Origin of the sequence: Microbulbifer sp. VAAF005 (assembly GCF_030012985.1) — a bacterium.
GTDB lineage: Bacteria > Pseudomonadota > Gammaproteobacteria > Pseudomonadales > Cellvibrionaceae > Microbulbifer.
In genome coordinates, this window is sequence record NZ_CP120233.1 from 3,525,412 (window position 1) to 3,549,947 (window position 24,536).

At 50.1% G+C, this 24,536-nt stretch carries 15 protein-coding genes; 5 read left to right on the forward strand and 10 right to left on the reverse strand.

The features are described from left to right. Positions 1-122 precede the first annotated feature (122 nt). From P0078_RS15885 to P0078_RS15895, 3 genes are all read left to right on the forward strand, one after another. Positions 123-1,568 carry an NAD-dependent succinate-semialdehyde dehydrogenase gene (locus tag P0078_RS15885; RefSeq protein ID WP_282930903.1) on the forward strand — a complete coding sequence of 482 codons (1,446 nt, stop codon included), beginning with the start codon at positions 123-125 and terminating at the stop codon, positions 1,566-1,568. A gap of 126 nt (positions 1,569-1,694) precedes the next feature. After that, positions 1,695-3,008 carry an omega-aminotransferase AptA gene (aptA, locus tag P0078_RS15890; RefSeq protein WP_282930904.1) on the forward strand — a complete coding sequence of 438 codons (1,314 nt, stop codon included), beginning with the start codon at positions 1,695-1,697 and terminating at the stop codon, positions 3,006-3,008. A 395-nt stretch (positions 3,009-3,403) separates the two neighbouring features. Then, positions 3,404-3,988 carry an HdeD family acid-resistance protein gene (locus P0078_RS15895; RefSeq protein WP_282930905.1) on the forward strand — a complete coding sequence of 195 codons (585 nt, stop codon included), beginning with the start codon at positions 3,404-3,406 and terminating at the stop codon, positions 3,986-3,988. A 99-nt stretch (positions 3,989-4,087) separates the two neighbouring features. Here P0078_RS15895 and P0078_RS15900 read toward each other — a convergent pair whose 3' ends face one another. Both P0078_RS15900 and P0078_RS15905 read right to left on the reverse strand, forming a co-directional pair. Then, positions 4,088-6,823: a M1 family metallopeptidase gene (locus tag P0078_RS15900; RefSeq protein ID WP_282930906.1), complete on the reverse strand. Its 2,736-nt coding sequence runs from the start codon at positions 6,821-6,823 to the stop codon at positions 4,088-4,090. 129 nt (positions 6,824-6,952) lie between these two features. Further along, on the reverse strand, positions 6,953-8,503 hold the full coding sequence (locus P0078_RS15905; protein ID WP_282930907.1) for a CocE/NonD family hydrolase: 1,551 nt from the start codon (positions 8,501-8,503) through the stop codon (positions 6,953-6,955). Positions 8,504-8,829: 326 nt separating this feature from the next. Here P0078_RS15905 and P0078_RS15910 point away from each other — a divergent pair, with 326 nt between their 5' ends. Together P0078_RS15910 and P0078_RS15915 are read left to right on the forward strand one after the other, a co-directional pair. After that, entirely contained in the window at positions 8,830-10,332 is a 1,503-nt protein-coding gene (locus tag P0078_RS15910) for a hypothetical protein (RefSeq protein ID WP_282930908.1), read from the forward strand. Between the two features lie 227 nt (positions 10,333-10,559). Next, positions 10,560-12,767, forward strand: a complete 2,208-nt coding sequence (locus P0078_RS15915) for a transporter substrate-binding domain-containing protein (protein ID WP_282930909.1) — start codon at positions 10,560-10,562, stop codon at positions 12,765-12,767. A 76-nt stretch (positions 12,768-12,843) separates the two neighbouring features. Here the strand turns inward: P0078_RS15915 and P0078_RS15920 are convergent, their stop codons facing one another. From P0078_RS15920 to P0078_RS15955, 8 genes are all read right to left on the reverse strand, one after another. Continuing rightward, complete coding sequence (locus P0078_RS15920; RefSeq protein ID WP_282930910.1) at positions 12,844-13,887, reverse strand: Kelch repeat-containing protein; 1,044 nt, start codon at positions 13,885-13,887, stop codon at positions 12,844-12,846. 44 nt (positions 13,888-13,931) lie between these two features. Further along, a complete protein-coding gene (locus tag P0078_RS15925; RefSeq protein WP_282930911.1) occupies positions 13,932-14,393 on the reverse strand; it encodes a GNAT family N-acetyltransferase in 462 nt (153 codons plus the stop codon). A gap of 276 nt (positions 14,394-14,669) precedes the next feature. Continuing rightward, a complete protein-coding gene (gene pepN / locus P0078_RS15930) occupies positions 14,670-17,291 on the reverse strand; it encodes an aminopeptidase N (RefSeq protein ID WP_282930912.1) in 2,622 nt (873 codons plus the stop codon). A 198-nt stretch (positions 17,292-17,489) separates the two neighbouring features. Beyond that, positions 17,490-18,830, reverse strand: a complete 1,341-nt coding sequence (aptA, locus tag P0078_RS15935) for an omega-aminotransferase AptA (protein ID WP_282930913.1) — start codon at positions 18,828-18,830, stop codon at positions 17,490-17,492. Between the two features lie 230 nt (positions 18,831-19,060). Further along, entirely contained in the window at positions 19,061-19,624 is a 564-nt protein-coding gene (locus P0078_RS15940) for a phosphoribosyltransferase (RefSeq protein ID WP_282930914.1), read from the reverse strand. A gap of 11 nt (positions 19,625-19,635) precedes the next feature. Further along, positions 19,636-20,997 (reverse strand): NCS2 family permease, encoded by a 1,362-nt coding sequence (locus P0078_RS15945; protein ID WP_282930915.1) that lies wholly within the window; start codon positions 20,995-20,997, stop codon positions 19,636-19,638. Positions 20,998-21,015: 18 nt separating this feature from the next. Continuing rightward, complete coding sequence (locus P0078_RS15950; RefSeq protein ID WP_282930916.1) at positions 21,016-21,783, reverse strand: outer membrane protein OmpK; 768 nt, start codon at positions 21,781-21,783, stop codon at positions 21,016-21,018. A gap of 754 nt (positions 21,784-22,537) precedes the next feature. Further along, on the reverse strand, positions 22,538-24,145 hold the full coding sequence (locus tag P0078_RS15955) for an ABC-F family ATPase (protein WP_282930917.1): 1,608 nt from the start codon (positions 24,143-24,145) through the stop codon (positions 22,538-22,540). Positions 24,146-24,536 lie beyond the last annotated feature (391 nt).

Below are 24,536 nucleotides of genomic sequence, written 5' to 3' on the forward strand. Positions count from 1 at the left end.
GGATTCGATTAAAGTTTGATAAATATAAACTTTAGTTGGAAAAATACTACTATTCTCCTCAGTCAGCTGCGGCCAGAATCGCCGCATACTACTAATAACATCTATTTACTAGGAATTTCCCTGTGAAACTTGCAAATTCGGACCTGTTGAAATTTCAGAACTATATAGCGGGCGAATGGCGTGACGCTGCCGCCACTGTAAATGTATGTGACCCGGCAAATGGCGAGTTGCTGGGTCGTGTGGCCGACGGTACCGCAGAGGATGCCGAGGCGGCGGTGGCGGCTGCCAGTGAAGCCTTCCCCGCTTGGAGCCGCCGTACAGCCGGTGAGAGAGCTGCGGTTCTCAAGCGCTGGTACCAGCTGATCGTGGATAACAGCGATGACCTGGCAATGATCCTTAGCCTGGAGCAGGGCAAGCCGGTAGCGGAAGCGAAAGGTGAGATTATCTACGGGGCTTCCTTTATTGAGTGGTTCGCGGAAGAGTGCCGCCGGGCCTACGGCCAGACAATCCCGACTCACAACCCGGCCATGCGCCTGAATACCATCCGCCAGCCGGTGGGTGTGGTGTCCTGTATTACTCCCTGGAACTTCCCCAACGCCATGATCACCCGCAAGGCGGGTCCGGCACTGGCGGCAGGCTGTACTGTGGTGATCAAACCGGCCCTGGAGACGCCACTATCTGCTTTGGCGCTGTGTCAATTGGCGGAAGAAGCGGGCCTGCCCAAGGGGACTATCAATGTAGTTACCGGCAGTGATTCTCCGGGAATTGGCAAGGTCCTGACCCAAGATCCCCGTGTGGCCAAATTCACCTTCACTGGCTCCACTGCTGTGGGCAAGCTGTTGATGTCCCAGTGCGCCAGCACCGTGAAAAAAATGTCCATGGAGCTCGGCGGCAACGCGCCGTTTATCGTATTTGACGATGCGGACATGGATACCGCAGTCAGCGCCTGTATGGCGACCAAATTCCGCAATGCGGGCCAGGTGTGCGTGGCCACCAACCGTATTTACGTGCACGAATCCGTGCATGATGAGTTTGTGGAAAAGCTGCGCGAGCAGGTTGCCGCCCTGAAGATCGGTCACGCTACCGATGAAGGGGTCAATATGGGCCCGATGATCTTCCGCAGGGCTGTGGACCGGGTTCAGGGGCTGGTACAGGATGCGGTTGAGGCCGGAGCAAAAATTGAAATTGGCGGTGAGCAGCTGGCCAATGGCGATAACTTTTTTGCGCCAACCATCCTCACTGGAGTTACCGATACCATGCGTATCGCCCAGGAGGAAATTTTTGGCCCTCTGGCGGCGGTACAGAAGTTCTCCGATGAGGAAGATGTGGTTCGCCGTGCCAATGAAACGCCCTACGGCTTGGCGGCGTACGTGATGAGTGAAAACATTCGCCGTGCCAATCGTGTGGTAGAGGCGCTCGACTACGGCATGATTGCCTGTAACACCGGGGTTTTCTCCACCACTGTGGCACCCTTCGGTGGTGTTAAAGAGTCCGGTATTGGCCGCGAGGGCGGTGTCGAGGGTATGGCCGAATTTTACGAGACCAAATATTGCTGTTTCGGGGCCTGAGTCCCGGTCTGAACACAACTGGCCTGCGCTTGTCCTAGGTGACAAGCGCCCGAACAGATTTTCGGGAGCCTGTGGCTCCCCTACTTAAGAGTTTGAAACTTCAGGGAACTTGCGGAGATTAATACTATGTCTGAGATGCAAACCGATGCTTTCTGGATGCCGTTTACCCCCAACCGCACCTTTAAGTCTGCACCGAGAATTGTGGAGCACGCCGAGGGGATTTATCTCACGGAGAAAGGCGGTCGCCAGGTTATTGATGCGACTGCGGGTTTGTGGTGCAGCAATGCGGGTCACTGCCGTTCTGAAATTGCAGAGGCAATTTACCAGCAGGCAAAAACACTCGACTACAGCTCTATTTTTAATTTCGGCCACGAATTGGGTTTCGAATATTCCGAGCGCCTGGTAAAGCACACTCCCGATGGCCTGGACCATGTGTTCTTCGGTAATTCCGGTTCCGAGGCAGTTGAGAGCGCCCTGAAAATTGCCCTGCAATACCAGCGTGTACGCGGCAAGGGCACTCGCACTATGTTTATCGGCCGTGAGAAGGGTTATCACGGAGTAAACTTCGGCGGTATTTCTGTGGGCGGTATTCCTCCTAACTACCAGGGTTTTGGCCAGCCGGTGAAAGCCAACCATATGCGCCACACCCTGGATATCGAGCGCAATGCATTTAGTCGTGGCCTGCCGGAGCATGGTATTGAGCTGGCTGAAGACCTGGAGAGACTGGTAGCTTTCCACGGTGCCGACCAGATTGCCGCTGTGATTGTTGAGCCATTTGCCGGTGCCGGCGGTGTGGTACTGCCTCCCAAAGGCTACCTGCAACGCCTGCGGGAAATTTGTGATAAGCACGACCTGCTGCTGATTTTTGATGAAGTCATCTCTGGCTGGGGCCGTACCGGTTCTGCATTTGCCTCCACGGAGTTCGGTGTGACCCCGGATATGATCACCTCCGCGAAGGGGATTACCAATGCCACAGTGCCCTTGAGTGCGGTATTTGTCAGCGACGAGATTTATAAAACCGTGATGAATGCGGCTCCCGATGGTGCGGTGGAATTCTTCCACGGTTATACCTACTCAGCACATCCGGTTGCCTGTGCGGCGGGTATGGCGACTCTGGATATTTACGAGCGCGAAGGCCTGTTGACCCGCGCTGCCGGTGAAATTGGCCAGCACTGGGAAAATGCTCTGCACAGCCTGGCTGACCTGGACAATGTGATCGATGTGCGCAATTACGGTTTGGTCGGCGCTATTGAGTTGCGCGCGCCGCAGGATCTGAAAGGGAAATACGGAGCTAAAGTCTCTGGTATGGCCTGGGAAGCTGGAGTGATGGCCCGTGGTATTGGCGATGCCCTGTGTATGTCCCCACCGCTGATTATCGAGAAGCACGAGATCGATGCTGTTGTGGATAAACTGCGTGGCGTGATCGGCGCTCTGGCCTGATTATGCTATTGCGGCAGCCCGTTCGGGCTGCCGTTCTCTCCAAATTACTCTTGTGTCAGAAGGAAAGAATACACATCTCTCGAGACGCGCCGTGTATACATCCCTGTAAACTCATAATCGGCATCCATGCCTCATACGGCCCCGAGTGCAGTCTTGCCTTATTAGTTTTCTCCCTTCCTCTCCTTTCATGACCCGCAGGGCAGTTTGCGTAACTTCCCTATTGTCGTTTAGAGCTACACTGAAAATAGTGGTCTGCGGCGCGGTCACAGTCTTTGCAGAGTCGACTGCCTGGCCGCGCTCGTAGGCTGCCTTTAAAAGCCGCCTGGGAAAAATTCAATTCCCTGATGGTAAGGGACTCTTCAATATGGAAAGTTACTCAACCTGGGGACTTTTCTATGCCCGCTGACACTCCTCCCCTGGCGACCGGACCTATTTTGCAGGTGTTGTCTGCAAACTGGTGGCTACTCCTACTGCGCGGTATTGTCGCGGTGATTTTTGGCGTGCTGACTTTTGTCTGGCCGGGATTGTCCCTGTTGACCCTGGTGTTACTTTTTGGGGTTTACGCTTTCCTGGATGGTATTTTTTCCCTGGTTGCGGCGGTGATGGGGAGGCATAAGTCCACTCCACTGTGGTGGTTGATTGTCTCGGGGCTGATCAGTTTGGCTGCGGGAATTGTGACTTTTATTTTCCCGCAGGTTACCGCTTTAGTGTTGGTCGTTTTTATCGGTGCCTGGGCCCTGGTGCGGGGTATCTTTGAAATTGTCGGCGCTATTCGCCTGCGCAAGGAAATTGATAACGAGTGGCTGCTGATCGCTATTGGTGTTCTCTCGGTGATTTTCGGAGTTGCGATTTTAGTCAGCCCCGGGGCTGGTGCTCTGGCGTTGCTCTGGGTAATCGGTGCCTATGCGATTATTTTGGGGCTGCCATTGATCTGGTTATCTTTCCGACTGCGCAAACACAATAAATCCGCTTCTTCATAACCGTTTAACTCCAATACGCTCAGTAATAAAAAAGGCCGGTATTACTTAGTAATACCGGCCTTTTCGAATTGCTATTTAAATAACAGCTTCTGTTTTTTATTATTTAGCAGCGAGATTGACTGCCTTCGGCAATGCCCCCATTAACGCTTTGCCTTTTTTCTCCAGTGCCATACACAGCTGGATTCGCTCCTCGGCTTGCGCGAGGCTGCGCTGGTATCCGGGGGCTAAATCACCTTGCTGGGCAAAGAGTTGTTGCAGTTCGCCCAGGTGCTGTTTATCGCAGAAGGCAGCGGCAAGTGATGGGGTGCGGCGGCGGATCTGGGCCGGAATCTTATCTACCACCTTGTCAAAATTCTGTTGCAGCCACTCCCAGTGCTGTTCCTGAACCCTGGGTTGGGCCAGGGCGTAATGGATCAGGCCAAATGATTCTCTCGGCCCCATTTCGTCGCTGAGCGCTAATGCTTGAATGGTTTCCACTTGCTTGGGATTGTTGCTGGTGCCGATGGCATTGGCACTGGCATTTTCAAAGCGGGGATCATCCAGCTCGGCGCGGACTTTGATCAGGTGTGCGAGGAAATCTTCCCCTGCATCCTGTACTGCCACACTCAGGGCTGCCTGGTATAGGTCGGAGCTTAACGCCTTCGCATCCCGTTCCTGTTTAAAGCCGGTAAAGGCGGTTGCCATTTCCTGTAACTGCTTGCGCGAGTCAGGATCTTCTGCAACTTGCGCCATAAAGGTTAGCAGGTCGCTGTGCAGCATCTGCTGGTCGCTATCACTGCTATTGGCGCTGCGATTTAGTATCGGCAGGTACAGGTTCTGGGCAAAATTTAGGAATGCAGAGCGCTGGGATTCAACCAGGTAGTTATCCCGGTACTTCTGCAGGTAGCGCAGTGGCATGGTGATCACCTGGCGCTTGTCCGCCACTGCGGATTTGCGCACTACTTCCAGCAGTGGTGCCGCAGTGAGATTGCCGGCCTCGAAAGCTGAGAAGGCGCTGTCGATAATGGACAGCTGCTCAGTGGCAGAGAACTGGGCAAATTGTTTAATCAGTGCCTGCCACTGCGCCTTGGGAAGGTTCCAGCGGTAGTAGCCGCTGCCCTGAGCATTGGGCATTACCCAATTTGGGCAGGCACCGCCGGTAATCTCCAGGGTTTCCCTTGGCTCAGTCAGGATCTGGCACTGCTGCACGCCGCTATCGGTGCTGAAGCAGAAGGGGATGCTCCATTTATCGCTGGCGTCGGCGATAGGGGAGCCGAGTGGCTTGTAACGGCTCTGCTGAACCACTAGCGAGGCCTTGCCGTCGCTATTGCAGTCCATGAAGATATCCAGTTGTGGAACCCCTTTTTGCTCGACAAAACTGCGGAAAGTCTCGGTCAGTTCCGGGGTGTTGGTTTCCTGGCCGATCACTTTGTAGAAGGGTGGTGAGTCGGCCACGCTGTCGGAGAAGGTTTCCAGGTAACGTCCCAGTGCCGGGCGGAAGTTTTCCGCTCCGAAATAGGTGTCCACCATGTGGATAACGCCCAGGCTCTTCGAGTAAGTGATCGAATCGTAGGCGTTGCGAATATTGTTGTTGTCCGCGATGGGCTCACGAATGGCGCGGGTGCTGGCCAGGGAGTCTAGCTGCATGGCGCCGATCGCATAAGTCGCTGCGTTGAGGTCGTGCCCCTCTTCAGGTTCCATAATGGTGAGGGCCAGCGCCTCCCCCCAGGTAGCAAAACCTTCCTTCAGCCACAGGTCGTCCCACCAGGGAGGGGTGACCTGATTGCCAAACCACATATGGGCAATTTCGTGCGCATGAACTTCTACGAGAGCCAGGCGGGTGCCGGGAGCCGGGTTGTCGCCCACCAGGATACGCTGTTCGCGATAGGTAATTGCCGCGGACAATTCAGTAGCGCCACTGGGCCACTGGGGGGCGGCAATAATGTCCAGCTTCTTGAATGGGTAGGGGCGTTGCAGCTGGGTCTCGAAGGTCTCCACCATTTTGGGGGTGATATCGAGGATGTAGTTCATATCCTCACCGCGACCTTTACGGGCGAAGCCGCGCAGGGGAATGGGGTCTTTGCGGTATTTACTCGGCGGAATGGCTGGGCGCTCAACCTGGTCAAAGGGGCCCACTGACAGGGACAGCAAATAGGTGGACATCGGTGGTGTGGTGGCGAAAGTGACTTTCTCCATGCCGTCACCTGCCGCTTCGCGCTTCAGCTCGGGCCCATTGCTAATCGCTGCGTAGCCTTCGGGTATTGTCAGGCTGACGGTAAAGGGCGCTTTCAGGCCTGGCTCGTCGAAACCGGGTAAATACTTGCGGGCCTGGATCGATTCAGATTTTGCCAGGGCATAGGCATCGCCCTGTTCCTCGACCTTAAAAAGCCCGGCCAGGTTGCGATCAAATGCAGCACTGTAGTCGATATGCAGTTTGAAAGTGCCCGCATCGATCTTCTCCGCAAACTCTACTGCGGCAACACCACTGTCCAGTACTTCCCGGTATTCGGCCGGAATCTGGCGGCCGTCATCGAGCTGTGCGTAGACTTCGCGCACATCCAGGTTTTTGCCATGCAGCCAAATATGTCGGGCACCTTCCGCCAGCTGGATATCGATATCCACCTTGCCGGTGAAGGTGTCTTTGCGCGGGTCCAGCACCAGTTCCAGCTGGTAATCCAAGGGGGTAGTGCCCTCGGGCAGGCGCCCTTCGGGAGCCTTATCAAAATCGAGGCCTTTAGCCTCGACTTCTTGGGCAGTATTGGTTTTTGCTGGTTCCGATGCTTTTTCTGCGGGGTTACAACCTGCTACTGAGAGCAGGGCCGCAGTTAGCAGGGCGAGCGGGATGTTCTTTTTCATGGTAGGGGGAGCACTCAGCCAAAAGGCTGATTGTACCGCTTTGGAGAAAAATTACGCGATGCAAATAGTTGGGCTGAGGGGAAGGTGGGAGGAAACCCGGCAGTGGATGCCGGGTTTCTGTGGGGAGACCTACAGGTGCGGTACGGTCAGGCTAGAGACCTTGCTGCTGCTGTAGGGCACTGTGATGGTGTAATTGGTATTTTCCGGCTTCTGGTAGATATAACCCTGAGTATCGATGGCCAATACTACACGGTGGCCAACCGGGACATCGTAGCTGGTGGTGAAAAAGTCCACTTCGAACTTTTGTTTTTGCCCAGACTTGTCTGAATGCAGGGTAATGGGGGCGTGAGTTATCAGACGCCCCAATCCCAACGGACCCACATCGTAGAGGTGCACGTTGAGTTGCACTTCTTTTTTGCTGGGTTCCACCCACATTTCGAGTTTGGGTTCGCCGCGAATCTTCAGGGTTTCCCACTGAATCGGTGATTTGTACTCGATGGCGTAGTAGCCGTTGATAGCGATCATGGGCGCGTAAACGGGGATACCGAAGCCTTCTAGTGCATCGGAAACCAGCGGGATACCGGTGCCTGCAAAGGTATCTGAGCCGCCGTGGAATTCATTACTCCAGCTCCAACCGTCGTACTTGTCGCTCTCCATTTTTGCATTGTTAAACATGGTAAAGCGTGGCTGCAGGTACCAGGTGGTGCTTTCGTCTGTTACCGGGTAGTCCTCGAATTGCTCCAGCTCATTGCTGATACGCACAGTCATATCCACCTTGGGTTCGGTGTCGATCCCGTTGTCCTCGCCTTTAAGGTGGTGGTCGAACCAGCGGAAACTGGTGGACCAGATATGGCCATTGTTACCGGTAAGAGTCTCGGTAATCGCGTGGGTGCCGGGGTTTAGCATGAGTTTCTTGGGCCCTTCGAGCAGGGAGTAGAAATCGGTCATGCTATTCGGCTTAAACAGGTAGTCGGCGAAATTGTTTGAGAGCAACACCGCTGTGCCGTTTTGATTGATTTCGTCCACGTAACTCATTGCGGAGCGCTCAGCACCGAAATTAATTACCTGTTCCATATTTTCGCCGTCGCGCAGGTTGCTCCATACCTGCTCGAGTTCGGCCTCTTTCTGGAAGGCCGTAGTAACAAGCAGCGTGCCCCATACCAGGTTGACGGTTTCATTGGGGTACAAAGCTTCTACTACATCTGCCCAACCGGATAGCGCAGCTACTGCATCGACGCGAGGGTGCTTGGCAGCACTCAGTAGTGAAATTCCACCGCCGTAGGAAATTCCGGCCATACCCAGCTTGCCCACCGGGTAATTGGTTTCCAGCCAGTCGATCAGGACTCCCACATCGTTAAGGCTGTTATCCCCTGCGACGTCAACAAGTCCTCCCGAGTGCCCAAATCCCCGGGTGGAGTAGCTGAGCACCAGGTAGCCGTTTTCTGCCAGCTCTTTGGCCTGGAAGTGGTACTGGTGCTTCTCCAGCCCCCAGCTGTTGGTAAAAATAACGGTGGGGTAACCGTCTGCTGGTGCGGGCGTTTCCGGGATAAATAAGTTCGCATCCAGGACCGTACCGTCAAAAGAAGTAATATCCACGTCGGCGATATATTCCGGTGCCGACCAGGCATGAGCAGACATTAGGGCGCCGCCAAGCAGCGCCAGTAGTGGCTTGGTATTCATTAGTTTTCTCTCATCTGATGAAATCATTATTATTTTTTTGACCAGGATTCCCTCCTTGGTCGACCCCGTACTATAGGAGTTCATCCTAGTTTTGTACGTAAATAGGGCTAAATTTGAGACGTTTGTCTCGCTTCATGTCGCAATCTGCTGCAGAAAACTGTTTGTGAACAGCTATCTATTTTGTGTCTTTCCGGTCACACAAAAACAGTCGAAAAGCTGTTTTGTGATCAAATTGATCTTTTTTTGATCAGTGAAAACCGGTACTGTGTCGTCTTCGCTAATCAGCTAGGGAGGGCTTCAGCAGCAATGACTCGGTGGCCCGAACTATGGTTTCTCGTTCAGTTGTTCTATTAGTACTTTGTTTCGGATTTATCGCTTCAGCCTACGCCGCGCCGCGTGGTTTGGGGGAGGTGACCTGGTATGAAGTCGACAGTGATAATTTTCGCGTGATTACCGACGGTGATCCCAACGCAGTCAAAAGTCTGGTAGCAGACCTGGAGCGCTATCGCGCAGTGGCCTTGGAGTTACTCGATGCAGATCCAAAAAGTGAGCGATTAACTATTTATGCGGCCGCAGACCGGGACACCTATGCAAACCTGGTGGGTGTTGAGCTGGCGGATATGACCAACGGTTTGTTCGATACCTCTGCGGAGGGTAACTATGCCCTGGTAAACCTGGATGGTCGCAGCGTTGAGAGGCAGCTCAAAGCACGCGAATTCCTGTTCCACGAATACACCCATTTTCTGAGCTATAACGGCAACACTACCCACTACCCCTATTGGTATAGCGAGGGGTTTGCTGAATTTATGGCAACCATGTCATTCCCGGAAAAAGGTACCTACGAAATTGGCTCCATTCCCAGCGAGCGGGCTATGACCCTGATGTATACCGGGCTTATGCCGCTGGAAGACCTGTTGCGTGCGACAGTGTACAACACCGATGCGGACGAAAAGGCGGATGTCTATGCCGGAGGTTGGATTCTGTCTCACTGGTTGATGATGAAAAGCGGCAAGCAGGATAATTTCGATAATTTCGTCAAAGCCTATAACGATGGTGCCGACCCAGTACTCGCCCTGGAAGAAGCGCTGGGGATGTCGGTGAAAGACATTGAAAAGGCCTATGTCGCCACTTATAAGGCGGATAGCTTTGAACATTTTAGTGGCGCTATCCCCGCGGACTTTAAAGAGGCCAGCCCTAGGGTTAAACGCCTCAGCAAAAGAGAGTCGGTGAGCATCCTGGCTGGATTTATCGCCCAGTCCGGTTACAACCTGCTGGCTTTGGATGAGTTGATTGAGTATGCCTACAGCACGGGTATTTACAGTACTGAGCTGGCTGCGATTAAAGCGAGTGCCGATCTGCGATTGGGTAATTTCCCCCAGGCCAGCCACCTTTTGGCCAGTGTCCCCACTAAGGACCGAGGCCAGCTCTGGTACTTGAGTGCCCATGCCTGGTTAACGGTTAATCAGCAGGCGGTGGCGCCCGGTAGTAAGCGGGATCTTCGCAGCTTGAAAATGGCGCGGGAGGAGTTCGACTTCCTGGTGAAGGAAGAACCGAAAAATGCATCTCACTGGTTTGGCCTGGCGATGGCTATGGAGATGCTGGATTACCCCCGAGAGGAATATCTGGAAAAGCTGGAGCAGGCTTACAAGCGTGCCCCCCGTGAGCTGCATATTGCCCAGTGGCTGGCAGAAGAGCTCTACCAAAAGAAAGATGCGGAGTATTTTGCCCGAGTGGCGAAGCCGCTGATGTTCGAGCTTCCAGACGAGGAGCAGAACAAAGAAATAAAAATGAGGTTGGCAGAGCTGAAGGGCAAACCCAAGTCATCATAGCAACCATAAGAGCGCTCACTGAATAAAAAAGGCTTGTCACTCTGTGTAAGAGACATCCGACATTCGCCAACGTATATTTGCCCGGCAATTGATTTTGCCGGGCTTTTTTTTAGGGGATAATCTCCCAGCAAACTGGTACGATTTCTGTAACAGCGGCAATTCCATATTGTGAAGCATAGCGTGCGCGTTAAGGGTAATGCTTCTCATAGAATAAGAAAGGGTGCACTGTGAGCAGAAAACGGTTTTTCGTTATATTTCCGCTATTTGTCTTAATATTGCTGCTTGCCGCATGCGAGAGTAATAGAGATCCTGTTGTAGAAAACTCACAGGTTTTAACGGAATCTCCCCAACAACCGATACCAACGCCGCAGAATAAACAGCCCGCAAAGCCGCAGTTTGAAAATTATGTAGAGCAAGGAGATTTGCCAGCCCTGTTAGAGCGAGGTGTATTGCGCCTGTTGGCCCCAAGGGGCCCCCAGGAGAGCGCCTTACCACGAGAAGGACTACCTGCAACAGAGTGGCGAAAACTTGCGGAAAATTTTGCTCGTAGCCGCGGATTAAAGCCTCAGTGGGTTTACGTAGATAACTTTTCCGATTTAATTCCAGCGGTTATTGATGGACGTGGGGATGTAATTGCCACCAATTTTTCTCGCACCGAAGAACGCAAGTTATCACTGGGTTTTACCCGCCCATTACAATATGTTGATGAGTTGCTAATTACTCATAAAGAGTTCGAGGTGGAAGAGGCTGTGCCCTTACAAGTCGTGCTGCGGCGGGGCAGTGCATTTGCTGAAACCCTGGAGCAGCGAGCCGATACGGAAAATTACAGGATCACCTACCTCGATAAGCCGGTTGCAACCAACGAGCTTATCGCGGCTGTAGCAGCGGGTGAATACCCCGCAACAATTATTGATAGTAATTTGGCCGATGTGCTTCTAACTGATTACCCGCAACTTACAGCCACCACAGAACTCGATTCCCGCAGGCCTATCGCCTGGGCTGTACGCAAAGATGCTATCGCTTTGAGGCGTGAGTTGAATGAGTTCTTTACCGCTGAATTGGTATTGGCCAGTCAGAACCGAGAGCAGCCACTGAGAGATTGGCAGGCAATAAAGGAGAGCGGAACTTTAAGGGTACTTACTCGCAATCACCCCGCCTCCTACTTTATCTGGCGCGGTGAGTTGATGGGGTTTGATTACGATCTGCTAAGGAAGTTTGCCCGTGACCATAAATTACGCCTGAGTATGGTTGTGCCCGATAAGGACCAGGATTTGGTCGAAGCATTGAATGATGGAATGGGGGACATGATTGCTGCATCCCTAACTGTTACCGAGGCTCGCCGCCAGCAGGGATTGGCATTTTCCAAGCCTTATATGACAGTTACGGAACAGGTAGTAGCCGCAAAATCAAAGGTGCCTGATAAAGAGCTACCCCTTCCCGAGATCCTGCTTTCAGGGCAAACAGTAGTGGTTAATCCCACCACGAGCTATCACGAGAGTCTGGTCAAAATAATGGAAAAGCAGCACGGGCAAGATATGGTGCCGCTACAGATCCACCGTCTAAAAGGCGCTACCAGTGAGTTTCTTATTGATGCAGTAGCCAGGGGTATTTTTCCCTATACCGTAGTTGACTCACACTTGGCCGCCATTGAAAGCACTTACCGGGATGACTTTACTGTAGTGGGGGAGTTGCCAGGGGAGCGAGATATCGCCTGGGCCGTTCGAACTGGCCAACCGGTATTATTGGAACAACTGAATAACTTTCTGAACAAGCACAATCGGGACCTGTTCTTTAACGTTACTTACAACAAATATTTCAAGGAGCAAAAGCGTATCCTCCGACATCAAGGGCAGCGCCTGCGCAGCACTGATGAGCTATCGCCCTTTGATCCCATAGTAAAGAAATATACTGAGGCTACCGATCGGGATTGGCGTATGGTGGTTGCGCAGATGTACCAGGAGAGTCAATTTAATCCCCAAGCGCGCTCCTTTGCCGGTGCTCAGGGCTTGATGCAGGTATTACCTCGGACTGCACGACAGATGGGAGTTAACAATTTGTATGATCCTGAAAACGGTATCCGCGCAGGTGTATCTTATCTGGGGTGGCTGGATAAACGTTTCCCTGAAAATATACCCCTAGAGCAGAAGATCTATTTTACCCTGGCTGCATATAATGCGGGTCACGGCCATGTCAGGGATGCGAGGGCGTTAGCCCGACGACTGGAGTGGGACCCTAACCAGTGGTTTGGCCATGTTGAAGAGGCCATGTTGCTGCTGTCCCAGCCTGAATACTATCGCAATAGTCGTTTTGGTTACGTGCGCGGCAGGGAGCCAGTTAACTATGTGCGTGAGATACGGGATAGGTATATTGGATATTTAGGAGTTGAGCGCCATCAGATTTATACAGATATTGATGGCAGCATTGCTCCCAATTAATTAATGTATCCCATCAATGGGCCTCTGCAAGCCAGAGGCATTGTGGGTTTGCTCAAGGGCACTTTATTATTGCCCCTTAGCTCCAGTGCAGCTGTATTGCGGAAGCGAGAGTTTCTTGCGGTCCAACTTTAGAGGCTCCACCAATCAAGTAGAGGTTTTCTCCTAGGGCTACTGCTCCGTGACCGTGTCGTGCCTGGGGCAAATGACCCTGATTGTTCCAATCATCTGTGACTGGATCGTAAATCCAAATATTGTTAAATGCTGTACCAGTCTTCCATTTGCCATTGGGGCCAAATGCCTCACCGCCGGTAACTATTAATTTATTATTTAATGGGGTTACTGTGAGTCCGGCAGCAGCCTGGGGTAGGGGGCGGATCTTTTCCCATTTATCCAGGCTGGGGTCATAAACTTCGGCATAAGTTAGATTCCTAGCCTTGCTACTATTGTCGCTAACCTGGCGGCCACCAACAACATAAATTCTGTTATTTAAGTTTGCCCCACCTGCGGAGGTTCGCTTGATACTGGCTGGCGCTGCTTGCTCCCAATGATCCCCTCTTGTAAGCACATAATGAGAATTGGTATCTCTATTTTTAGACTGTTCGTCGGGGGCCCTACCGCCAATGACATGGATGTTCTCCCCAATGTTGGTGTAAATAGATTCAGCCAGTGGCCGGGGGAGAGGGCTGGTTTCTATCCAATGCTTATATTCGCTGGAAAGTTTATAAACGGTATTTCGGGCTTGCCAAGCGCTATCAGAATCGCCAAAAAATCCACCGATGCCATATAGGCTGTTGGAATTACTGGCCATGCCAAGGTGATGTCTTGACTCAGGTAAATTGGGCCCTGGCCTCCAGTTTTGTTCCCGCGGAGAAAAGATATGTGTTTGTTTAGTTGGAGAGAGACCGAAGAAAACTGCTGTATCCGATGGGATAAATCCCCCTGCTACATAGATCTCGCCAGAAAAGACTGCGGGGTAAATCTCCTGTAAAGGCATTTCCAGGCTGGGAAGACTTGATATAGATAGACTGGTAATAGCCTCTTTAGCGGTTAGATTGACTCCACCAAAAGTAAGGGAAGCTAAGCTGGAATATTTAATAAAGGATCTTCTGGATAGCGTCATAGTAACAAACACTCTCACACTGACTGATAAAGAATACCTATTGATTATAATTTTTTACCTAAAAATAGGCTAAAAGGGTCATTTTTATAGTGACTGAAAGGGTCGCAATCGTCAAATCCATAACGGCGATAGAGAGCGATTGCGGGAGCAAAAGCTTCAGTGCGGCCTGTCTCCAGCTTTATCTCTTTATATTTACGCTGCTTTGCCTCCTCCAATATTCTTTCTATCAAGGCGCGGGCAACGCCTTTGCGCAGAAACAGAGGATGAGTTTTCATGGATTTTATTTCACCCAAATTAGGGTCGATCTCTTTTAGAGCAGCACATCCGGCCAAAACTCCATCAATTCTTGCCCCCCAAAAGGTAATCATGGGGTCATTTAACTCATCAGGATTTAGTGCGTGAACGCTTCCAGGTGGGGAATGTCGGTACATTTCCCGTAGATGAGCTTCGAGAAGATTGTTAATGGAACCGTCGGACAGATCGTCTAATTGTACTGATATATACATCTTTATTTGATTGTCTTTCTTTTTAAAATAATGGCTTAAGCAGGAACGCCCGTTAATCTTTTGGGCTTTGAAATGTCACTTTAACAATATTTTCAGAGAAGGATAAGTATAAGTTGGCTGGTGCAATAGGTATGCTTTATTAGGGGGCATTGAGAAAAAATATATAACTTTTTGCACCGTTTTATTACGCATAATACCCGGCCAAAATCCTGGCAAGGGGAACTAAGGGCTGGATATTGCCCTTAGTTCAACATTAATAGCTAGTTTAAAGAAGATTTAGAGTAATCGCTTCCCGATATTGATACAGCGTTCACCGGAGTAGCGATGATTTTTTAATGCTTTTACCAATATGGGCTTAAGTTGTGGTTTTTCTTTTAGTGACTTAGTAATCTCATTTACATTTTCTCTAGAGCACATTAGCGGTAGGGCGTAAGCATAAGCAGTAAGCAATTCCTGAGATTCATCTTCATTGACCTGAGCCAGTGAATCAAAAATTGGTTGACCGTGGATGTTAAATAGCTCTATTTGCTCTGGTGCAAAAAGGGACTCTGTAATTTTTCGAATTTCGCTTAACTTAAATTTGTCTCGATTAGATATAAGGTTATCTACCCACTTTGATTTGTTTTCGGGTTGGGGGCGAATAACTTCAGCAGATAATGCGTTGAGTTTAGATCTGTCGGAGTTATCTTTTGCTAATTCTCTTGTGATTGCCTGCTCATAATCTGAGAACAGATAACGATTCTGTAACTTGATAAGTTTCCAGCGCATATCAGGATCGAGTTCCAATCCTTTAATGGCAAACTCTCCCTTTAATAGGTCTCTAGCATGACTTAATGCTGGAGTGGAGTGGGCGATATTGGTAAAAACACCAAACCAGACTTTTTGTTGATCACTACCTTCAGCCGCCTCTAGTAGTTGACCCCAGACAAAGCTCTCAACAGTCTGAGTAAGTTCGTTACGGCGCTTTGTGCTTAGGGGGATTTGAGTCAGGAAATCGTAAGTGAACTCAATATATCTGGCATTCAAACGAATAATGTTGATGTCCTTTTCGTCGGCGCCATTATTCACTATAAAACTAATATACTCATCCAGAGGGAGCTTTGCGTCATAGGTACTATCAAATAGGCTTTGCCAGAACATTAGTCGTGCAAACGGCTCTTCAATGTCATTGATATGCTGAGCCATGTTTTTGATGGTAACTTCATCCAGATTTACCTTCACATAGGCCCAATCTTCTTCATTGGGATATAGCCCCTCTGGACAGGGTAGCCCCACGGCTTCTTTTACTTCGGTTCTGGCACCACTATAAAGCACTGGAAGGGTTGCAACCCGTTTCATACTTCCAGCTTTCATTTGGTAAAACCCCAGCTGTGTGCGCTGTTCCCTTAATATCGGGTATTCCTCTGGTGCTGTTTGCTGAATTACCAGATGATTGATTTGGTCATCATCGCACTGGAAGCTGGCTTCAATTGTGTTGAGGCCGGCCTGGTAAAGCCACTGTTGCTGCCAGGAATTAAGATCTTTATCCGCAGCTTTGCCCAGGTGGTTGATAAAGTCATTGAGGGTTGAATTGTCATAAGATAAGGCCTTTAAGTAATTACTGACGCCTTTGCGAAATTCTTCTTTGCCCAAATAGTAGGGCAATTGCTTGAGTACTGAGCCGCCTTTGCCATAAGTAATTCCATCAAAACTGGCAAAGGCTTCGTCAGTATTGTTGACTGGTAGTTGAATAGCGTGGGTAGTGGGGCGTTGATCAGTGTGGTAGGCCCATTGCTTGGCGCCTAAGTAATAGTTCTCCCAAGCGGTAGTGAATTCGCTATTTTCGGCTAGAGCCAGATTGGCCATGTAAGTGGCAAAGCTCTCATTGAGCCAAAGGTCATCCCACCAATTCATGGTGACCAAATTACCAAACCATTGATGGGCCAGCTCATGGGCAATAACATTGGCGAGACGCATCCGCTGGGCCTGGGTCTTCTTTCCTCGGGATATGTAAGAATCGTTAAATGTTACAGCCCCAACATTTTCCATAGCGCCGGCGTTAAAATCAGGTACTAGTATTTGATCATATTTTTTAAATGGATAATCAATTTCAAAGTAGGGCTGAAAGAACTCAAAGGATTGTTTGGTGAAGGTAAACCAGTCTTCTGTTTTTACGTAATTTGCCAGGCTCTGTCTTGCCATTAAGCGAAGGGGAATATCTCCTGCCTTGTCTTCCCAGATGTGGTAAGGACCTGCATGTAAAGAGAATATGTAAGATGAGAATTTCTTGGTTTGAGGGAAAAACCAGTGGTTTGATTTTCTTTTCTCTTCTACTCTCTCCTCTCTTTCCGCGCTAACTACTACCCAGTCTTTTGGAGCCCTTACATCCAGGGTGTAACGCGCTTTCAAATTGGGTTGGTCAAAATGTGGGAATAGGCGATTGGCATCATAAGGTTCAAAGTCCGTATATAAATAGACCTTTTCGTCTTTGGGGTCTTTAAAGCGATGTAATCCTGAGCCATTGTTAGAGTACGGGTGTTGATAATTCACCGTAATCGTGTGGGATTTTTCCGGTAGATTTTGATAATCAATAGAAATAAAGTAGTTGTTGTATTCAAATGGAACAGATCTTCCATCGACCTGAATTGAATCAACAGCACCACCGGAAAAGTCTAGAGTCAGTGGTTGTTCAAGTTTTTGATTAAACTTTATATCTGCATGAACGATTCCGGAAAAATTCTTATCAGGATTTTCCAGGTTGATGCTTAAACGATAATCCACTTCAGAAATTTGTTGCCGTCGGAAGCGGGCATAAGGCTCAGAGAGCCCTGATTCTGTGGCTCGCGGGGAAAATAAGGTTGGCTGTTCTGATGAGGTTGTGTCTTGATCAGGAAGTTTTTGTCCACAGGAACTTATCAAAATACCACATAGAATTGATATAGCCACTTTGCACGTTAGTAATACCTTCGAAAGGTTAGTATATTTTTTCATGGCATTATTTTTAATATAGGGTGATTGAATTTCACTTTGTATCATTAATGACAGGTAGGCGGCGATATAAATTTTCGTCTTATCGAAGATGAAGATTTTTGTGGGTAAATAAGGAATGAGTGCTGATTATTGGCCGTTTGCAGTTTCTAAAATTGATTCGGCTAATGCGTTGATAATACCGTCAATTTCCTCTACTTGAGCTATAAACGGTACGCCGAGTTGTAGTGTGTCGCCCCCGTAACGAATATAAAAGCCCTTTTCCCACATCTTCATAGCTATTAAGTAGGGTCTGAGTAGCGGCTCATCTGGAGCCGCTTCGATAGTCAGGCCAGCGGCGAGCCCGCAATTGCGAATATCTTCAACTAACGGCAATCCGTTTAGTTGGTGAATATGGTCTTCCAGGATATGGGCAAGCTCTGCAGATCGATCAAACAATTTTTCCTTCTGCAAAATATCCAGTGTCGCCAATGCTGCTGCGCAGGCCAGTGGGTGCCCAGAATAGGTATAGCCGTGAGGAAGTTCCAGCTGGTAGTCAGGTCCTCCGGTTTCCATGAAGGTATCGTAGATATCCTGGCGCACTACCACAGCACCCATGGGAATGATGCCATTGGTGAGCTGTTTGGCGGTGTTGATAATATCCGGGGTTACTCCAAAAAACTCTGCTCCGGTAGCTTTCCCCATGCGGCCAAAAGCAGTAATGACTTCATCGAATATCAATAATATATCGTTTTGAGCACAAATCTCCCTTAGGCTATGAAGATACCCTTTTGGTGGGGGCAATACTCCTGCTGACCCGGCTACGGGCTCGACAATAACAGCTGCAATGTTTTCAGAACCGTGCAGTTTGATAAGTTCCAGCAGTTCGTCTGCCAAGTAACTTCCCTGTTCAGGTTGTCCTTTAGCAAAACGGTTCTGGGGTAAAAGGGTATGGCGAAGGTGATCGGAATCTAAAGATGAACCAAAGATTGCTCGATTAGCACTAATGCCGCCCACACTGAGGCCGCCAAAATTAACTCCGTGATAGCCTTTCACACGTCCAATAAATTTTGTCTTTCCCGGAGCGCCCATTTTCTGCCAGTAGGCTCGAGCTATTTTTAGAGAGGTCTCTGCGGATTCGGAGCCGGAATTTGTGAAGAAAATTCGATTGAGACCAGCGGGCATCATTTGGCTGATACGTTCAGCTAGTTGGAATGCTCCAGGATGGCCATATTGGAAAGCTGGGGCATAATCCAAAAGTTCAGCCTGCTGTGTAATGGAATCAATTATCTCCCGGCGGTTGTGTCCGGCACCACAGGTCCACAAGCCGGATAGACCATCGAATATGGGGCGGCCGTCAGCACTACGGAAATAGCAGCCGCTGGCTGAGGTAATAATACGGGGATCTCTTTTGAATTGGCGATTCCCGGTAAAAGGCATCCAGTAAGCATCTAACTGTGATTTACTAAGTCCCGCTGATTTGTCGTTCATTTTTATTTTCCGACATTTGGCCTTATCCCATTAATTTTGGACCAACTTTTCTACTTTATAAATTGATTCTCACTAACTTTAGTTTCATAAGCGGGATTTACTAATAGAGTATTGAAGTATTGCCTATGGCAGGAGTTGAGTGCTGGGGGAGGATTTGCCTGAATGGCCTTAGGGGGAGATGAGAGGAGAAAGAGAACCGGGGGTATTAGCCCCCCCGGTAATGTTGCTGATTAAACAGCAGTGGCGATTCTGTCCACGTAAGGGGCGAGTTCTGGTTTGTTCTCCAGAATCTCCTGCCGGGACAGACCGTCGATCTCGTGGGGGAATACCAACCACTCTTCGGTCTTGTGGATAAAGTAATCCGGCTCGCGCTTGGCCTTGTTGTTCTTCGGCTTGTAGTAAGGGGTCGCGATACGAATCTCCGGCGTGTTCTTCTTACAGGCAGCGCGCAGGTCTTCGATAGTTTGCTCAATGCTCAGGCCAGAGTCGTGCACATCGTCCACGATCAACAGGGAGTCGTGGGACTCCAGGCGCTTGATCAGGTAGTTCAGGCCATGCACGCGCACTTTCTTGTCTCGCTCACCGATACCGAGATAGGAGGAAGTGCGGATAGCAATATGGTCTGCATCCACTCCCATCACATGCAATAGTTCTTGTACGGCGATGCCCACAGGTGCGCCACCGCGCCAAACGCCGACAATATAATTGGGACGGAAGCCGTCCTTATAGATCTGATCAGCGAGAGCATAGGAGTCAATCAGGAGCTGCTGTGCGCTAATAAAGTGCTTTTTCATCAATGTACCCCTCAGAAAAAGGCAAACTTGGCAACAAAGAGTGCCGCTAACACGTACACACTGATACTGACGTCTTTACTGCGCCCGCTCAGCGTTTTAATAACCGCATAGGAAATAAAGCCCAAGGCAATTCCGTGCGCGATAGAGAATGACAGAGGCATCATCACTGCGGCGATAACTGCCGGTGCGGCCTCGGTAATATCATCCCAGTCGATAGATGACATGCCGGAAGTCATCAGGACGCCAACATACAGCAGAGCGCCTGCAGTTGCATAGGCTGGAATCATACCGATAAGGGGGGAGAAGAAGGTCGCCAACAGGAAGAGGCCGGCACAAACTACAGCGGTCAGACCGGTGCGACCACCTGCGGTAATTCCCGCAGTACTCTCTACATAACAGGTAGTAGTGGAGGAACCCAGCACAGAGCCGACGACAGATGCGGAGCTGTCGGCCATCAGGGCCTTGCCCATACCTGGCAACTTGCCATCTTTATCTAGTAGTTTGGCGCGATCAGAAACGCTCAACAGGGTACCTGCGGTATCGAAAAGGTCGACAAACAGGAAGGCAAAGATCACGCTGATCATACCTACTTCGAAGGCGCCAGCGATATCTAGCTCTAAGTATGTGGGCGCTAGACTGGGAGGTGCGGAAACCAGACCTGTAAACTCTACTTTACCGATTGCCAGGGCGATGACGGTTACCGCAAGGATACCGATCATCACCGAACCCAGCATGCGGCGGTAGGACAGGGCCACAATAATAAAGAAGCCCAGTGCTGCAAGAATCGCCTCAACCGACTTGAGGTCGCCGAGGGTTACCAGAGTCGCAGGGCTGTCCACTACAATACCGGCACTCTTCAGAGCAATGATCGCCAGGAATAAGCCGATACCCGCTGCCAGGGATTGTCGCAGGGAGAGAGGAATACTATCGATTATCCATTCCCGTAGCTTGAAGATACTGAGCAGTAGGAAGATTATCCCCGATATAAACACCGCACCCAGGGCCACTTGCCAGCTGTAGCCCATCTCACCGACGACAACGTAGGCAAAGAAGGCATTGAGGCCCATGCCCGGCGCCAGTGCAATGGGATAATTGGCGTAGAGTCCCATAATCAGGCAGCCAATAGCGGCTGCAAGACAGGTCGCCATAAATACAGCGCCCTTATCCATACCCGCTGCAGCCAGGATATTGGGGTTCACAAAGATGATGTAGGCCATCGTCAGGAATGTGGTAACGCCGGCGATCACTTCGCGGCGTACATTCGTCCGGCGTTCTGAGAGCTTGAACAACTTCTCGAGGAAAGAGGCATTGCCTCCCACCTGGGGAATGTCGGACCCTGCGGTCGCCGATGTTTGGATATCAGTGGGTTTCATATCAGAAGTGGTACTTCACTAACAGGTTAACGTTGCGCTCGTTGGAATCCACACCATGGGTGCCATCTTTGATTCCGAACTTGTCGTTCCAGTGTACGTACTCAATACCCGCGTATAGGGACTTGGGCTCCCCCAAGAGGCGCCGGCATCCCATTTCAGCTGGGAGGTAAAGTTGGTGCTCGGATGCGCATCTTCAGAAGCGCTGGTCCAATCGATAAAACCGTCGTAGACAAAACTGGCATCACCCAGGGTAAAGGGCATCGCCCAAACCAGGGTCAATTGCTCATTGCTGGCTTTGTCATCGTTATCGCGGCGGTAAACATTTGCTTGTACAAAAGAAAAACCGGGTACCGCGAGATCGAAGCCCACTCCCGCCAGATAATTGGTAAAGTGGGGGCCAGTTGTTGCCAAGTGGTCCGGGTCATCCATGTTGCCCAGCTCAACTGCTGTGGCAATCAGTACATCGGTAACCGGCCCGAAAGCCAGTTCACTTCCGCTGAGCTTACCCAAGCTCAGGCGGGGAGAAATCTCACTATACAGCTCATCGGAGCCATCTTCCGAGTCCAGGTAGTCGGCAAAAATAAAGAGGTCACCCCAGCTGTGGCCACTGGCGTGTTCAAAAGTTACTACGGATCTCTCAGAGTCATCCGTGGTCCTGCTGTAGTTGACTTTGTAATCACGGCCGTAAAGAAGGCTCAGGCTGTTGTCACTCCAGGTCATCTCAGCTTGGGCAGCTGCGGACAACAGGCTAGAGGCCAGCAGTAGCAGGGGCTTGGTTGGTTTCATTCTATTACCTCTGTTACAGCGACAGGCGAATTTCGCACTGGCGGCCGATGAGAAAATCGGCAGTTGGTTAAAAAATAGTCGCGGAATGTACCAGAACTTAACCCCTGTTTTCCAGTGTTTTTTCTCGGGATTTACGCTTTTTCCCGGGCTTTTCGAGTAACTCTGCACCAAAAAATCCCGCTTGGGAAAAATAAGATGCTCATTTTTTGGTTAGCGATAGATTGGTGTAGCAAAAAAGTATTGTTTGATTGGTTTGATAGTCGGGAATCCCTAAATTGCAGGGGCTAACTAGGTAAATAGTCCAGAAAGTCGGCATCTGCTCCCCAGTGGTGCTTGAACAGGCAACATGAATACTTTTGGTGCTTTTAGGGGTCGTGATAGCTGTTGTTTAATTTTGATGGTAATGGAAGTCATCCGCTTGGTAGCAGAGCAAGGATGGTTGAAATGTATCTTCTGACCGCCCTTCTTATATAGGCAGGCATCGGTCTGAGGTCGATGGTTGGGAAAAGTAAATCGACTTTTAACCAGTATAAAAATTATTTGGCTGTTTGGTTTTTTTGCTAGTTCGTATGAAATTGGCCCTGGAAGGAGTCTGGATGGGATTGCAGTAACGGGGGGCGACTTTAGGGGGGCTCAGGTGATGCCTACCGAGCCCCGTATTATCTGGTGGTGATTGGTTACACTTTCCAGCTTTTGAGACCTGGGGCGAGTATTGTTATCGCCCCAATATGCCTTTTCCGATTCGAGTTTGGAGTCAGGCTACCTGCTGTTCTGTACCTGACTGGTGCGCCAGGTATTCCTCGTAAGTGCCTTGAAAATCGATCAGTGCTTGATCTTTGATTTCAATAACTCGGGTTGCCAGGGATGAGACAAACTGACGATCGTGACTCACAAAAATAAGTGTGCCCTCATATTTCTCCAGTGCCTTGTTCAGGGCTTCGATGGCTTCCATGTCCAAGTGGTTGGTTGGCTCATCCATGATGAGCACATTGGTGTCCATCATCATTAGCTTGCCAAACAGCAGGCGATTTTTCTCGCCGCCAGAGCAGACCTTTGCCTTTTTATTGGCATCATCTGCGGTAAATAATAGTCGGCCCAGAATACCCCGCACGGCCAGATCATCGTGCTTGGGGGTGCGCCATTGGGACATCCACTCAAATATCGTCAGGTCACCATCAAAATCTGCACTGCTGTCTTGCGGACAGTAGCCGATAGCGGCATTTTCTGACCACTTGACGACTCCGCTGTTTGCTTGGATCTCATTGACAAGACAGCGCAGGAAGGTTGTTTTACCAACGCCGTTTTCACCGATAATTGCCAGGCGCGCACCGGCTTCCAGCAGCATTTCGCCACCTTGAAATAGCGTTTCACTGTCAAAACCATGGGTAAGCCCCTCAAGAGTCAGCGCCTGACGGTGCAATTTTTTACACTGGTTAAAGGTAATATAAGGGCTGACCCGACTGGAGGGTTTGATTTCGTCCAGCTTGATTTTTTCCATCTTCTTTGCGCGGGAGCTGGCCTGCTTGGCTTTGGATGCATTGGCAGAAAAGCGGTTCACAAAGCTCTGTAGCTCGTCCAGTTCGGCACTTTTCTTGGCATTCTCTGCGTGAAGTTGTTCTTGTATTAGCGTGGAGGCCGCAACAAAGTCCTCATAATTGCCGGGGAAAACCCGCAGTTCACCATAATCTATGTCGGCCATATGGGTGCAGACAGAGTTCAGGAAGTGGCGATCGTGGGAAATGATGACCATGGTGCTTTTGCGTTGATTCAGTACATCTGCCAACCACTTGATGGTGTGGATGTCCAGGTTATTGGTCGGCTCATCCAACAATAAAATATCCGGGTCGGCAAATAGCGCTTGGGCGAGTAATACACGCAATTTCCAGCCGGGAGCTACCTGTTTCATCAGGCCAAAATGCAGGGATTCGTCGATGCCAGCTTCAAGCAGGATTTCTCCCGCACGGCTCTCTGCACTATAGCCATCCAGCTCAGCAAATTGGACTTCAAGCTCGGCTACGCGCATGCCGTCTTCTTCGCTCATTTCCGGTAGCGAGTATATACGGTCACGTTCCTGTTTAATTTCCCACAGGCGGACATCTCCCATGATGACCGCATCGACGACGGTGTACTCTTCAAATGCAAACTGGTCTTGGCTCAAAGTACCCAAGGTGCATCCAGGCTCAATGGATACGTTGCCGGCCGAGGGCGCCAAGGCACCACTCAGGATCTTCATAAAGGTTGACTTTCCACATCCATTGGCCCCGATAAGGCCATATCGGTTGCCATTGCCGAACTTTACAGAAATGTTTTCAAACAGTGGTTGGGCACCAAACTGCATGGTGATATTCGCGGTGGAGATCAAGAGCGTATTCCTGAGGATTACAAATGGGCTTTGGTAAGCCGGTTTCGCCAAAATAGGAGGCGTGATGTGGGGGCCGCACTATAAGGATTTGGCGCTGAGGTGTCGAGGAGTACGTTCAATAACTAAGCAGTTTCTCTGCGGGTTCGATATTAGAGGTTGAAATATATATGTTAAAGTATGCTTCTAGGCTAGGAGGATATTCCATTTCGGGGTGGGGTGCGATGATATGCATCTGTATACTCCCCAAGTTCGGGTTCTTTAGCTAAAGCTATGGGCCCTAATATTAGGAATATTCCCGGTATAAGTTGCCGGCGCGTAAAGCGGCCACTTTTATTTAAATAATTAACGGGATCACTTGATCTTATTTGTATCCTTTGGGTGGCTCCGACGG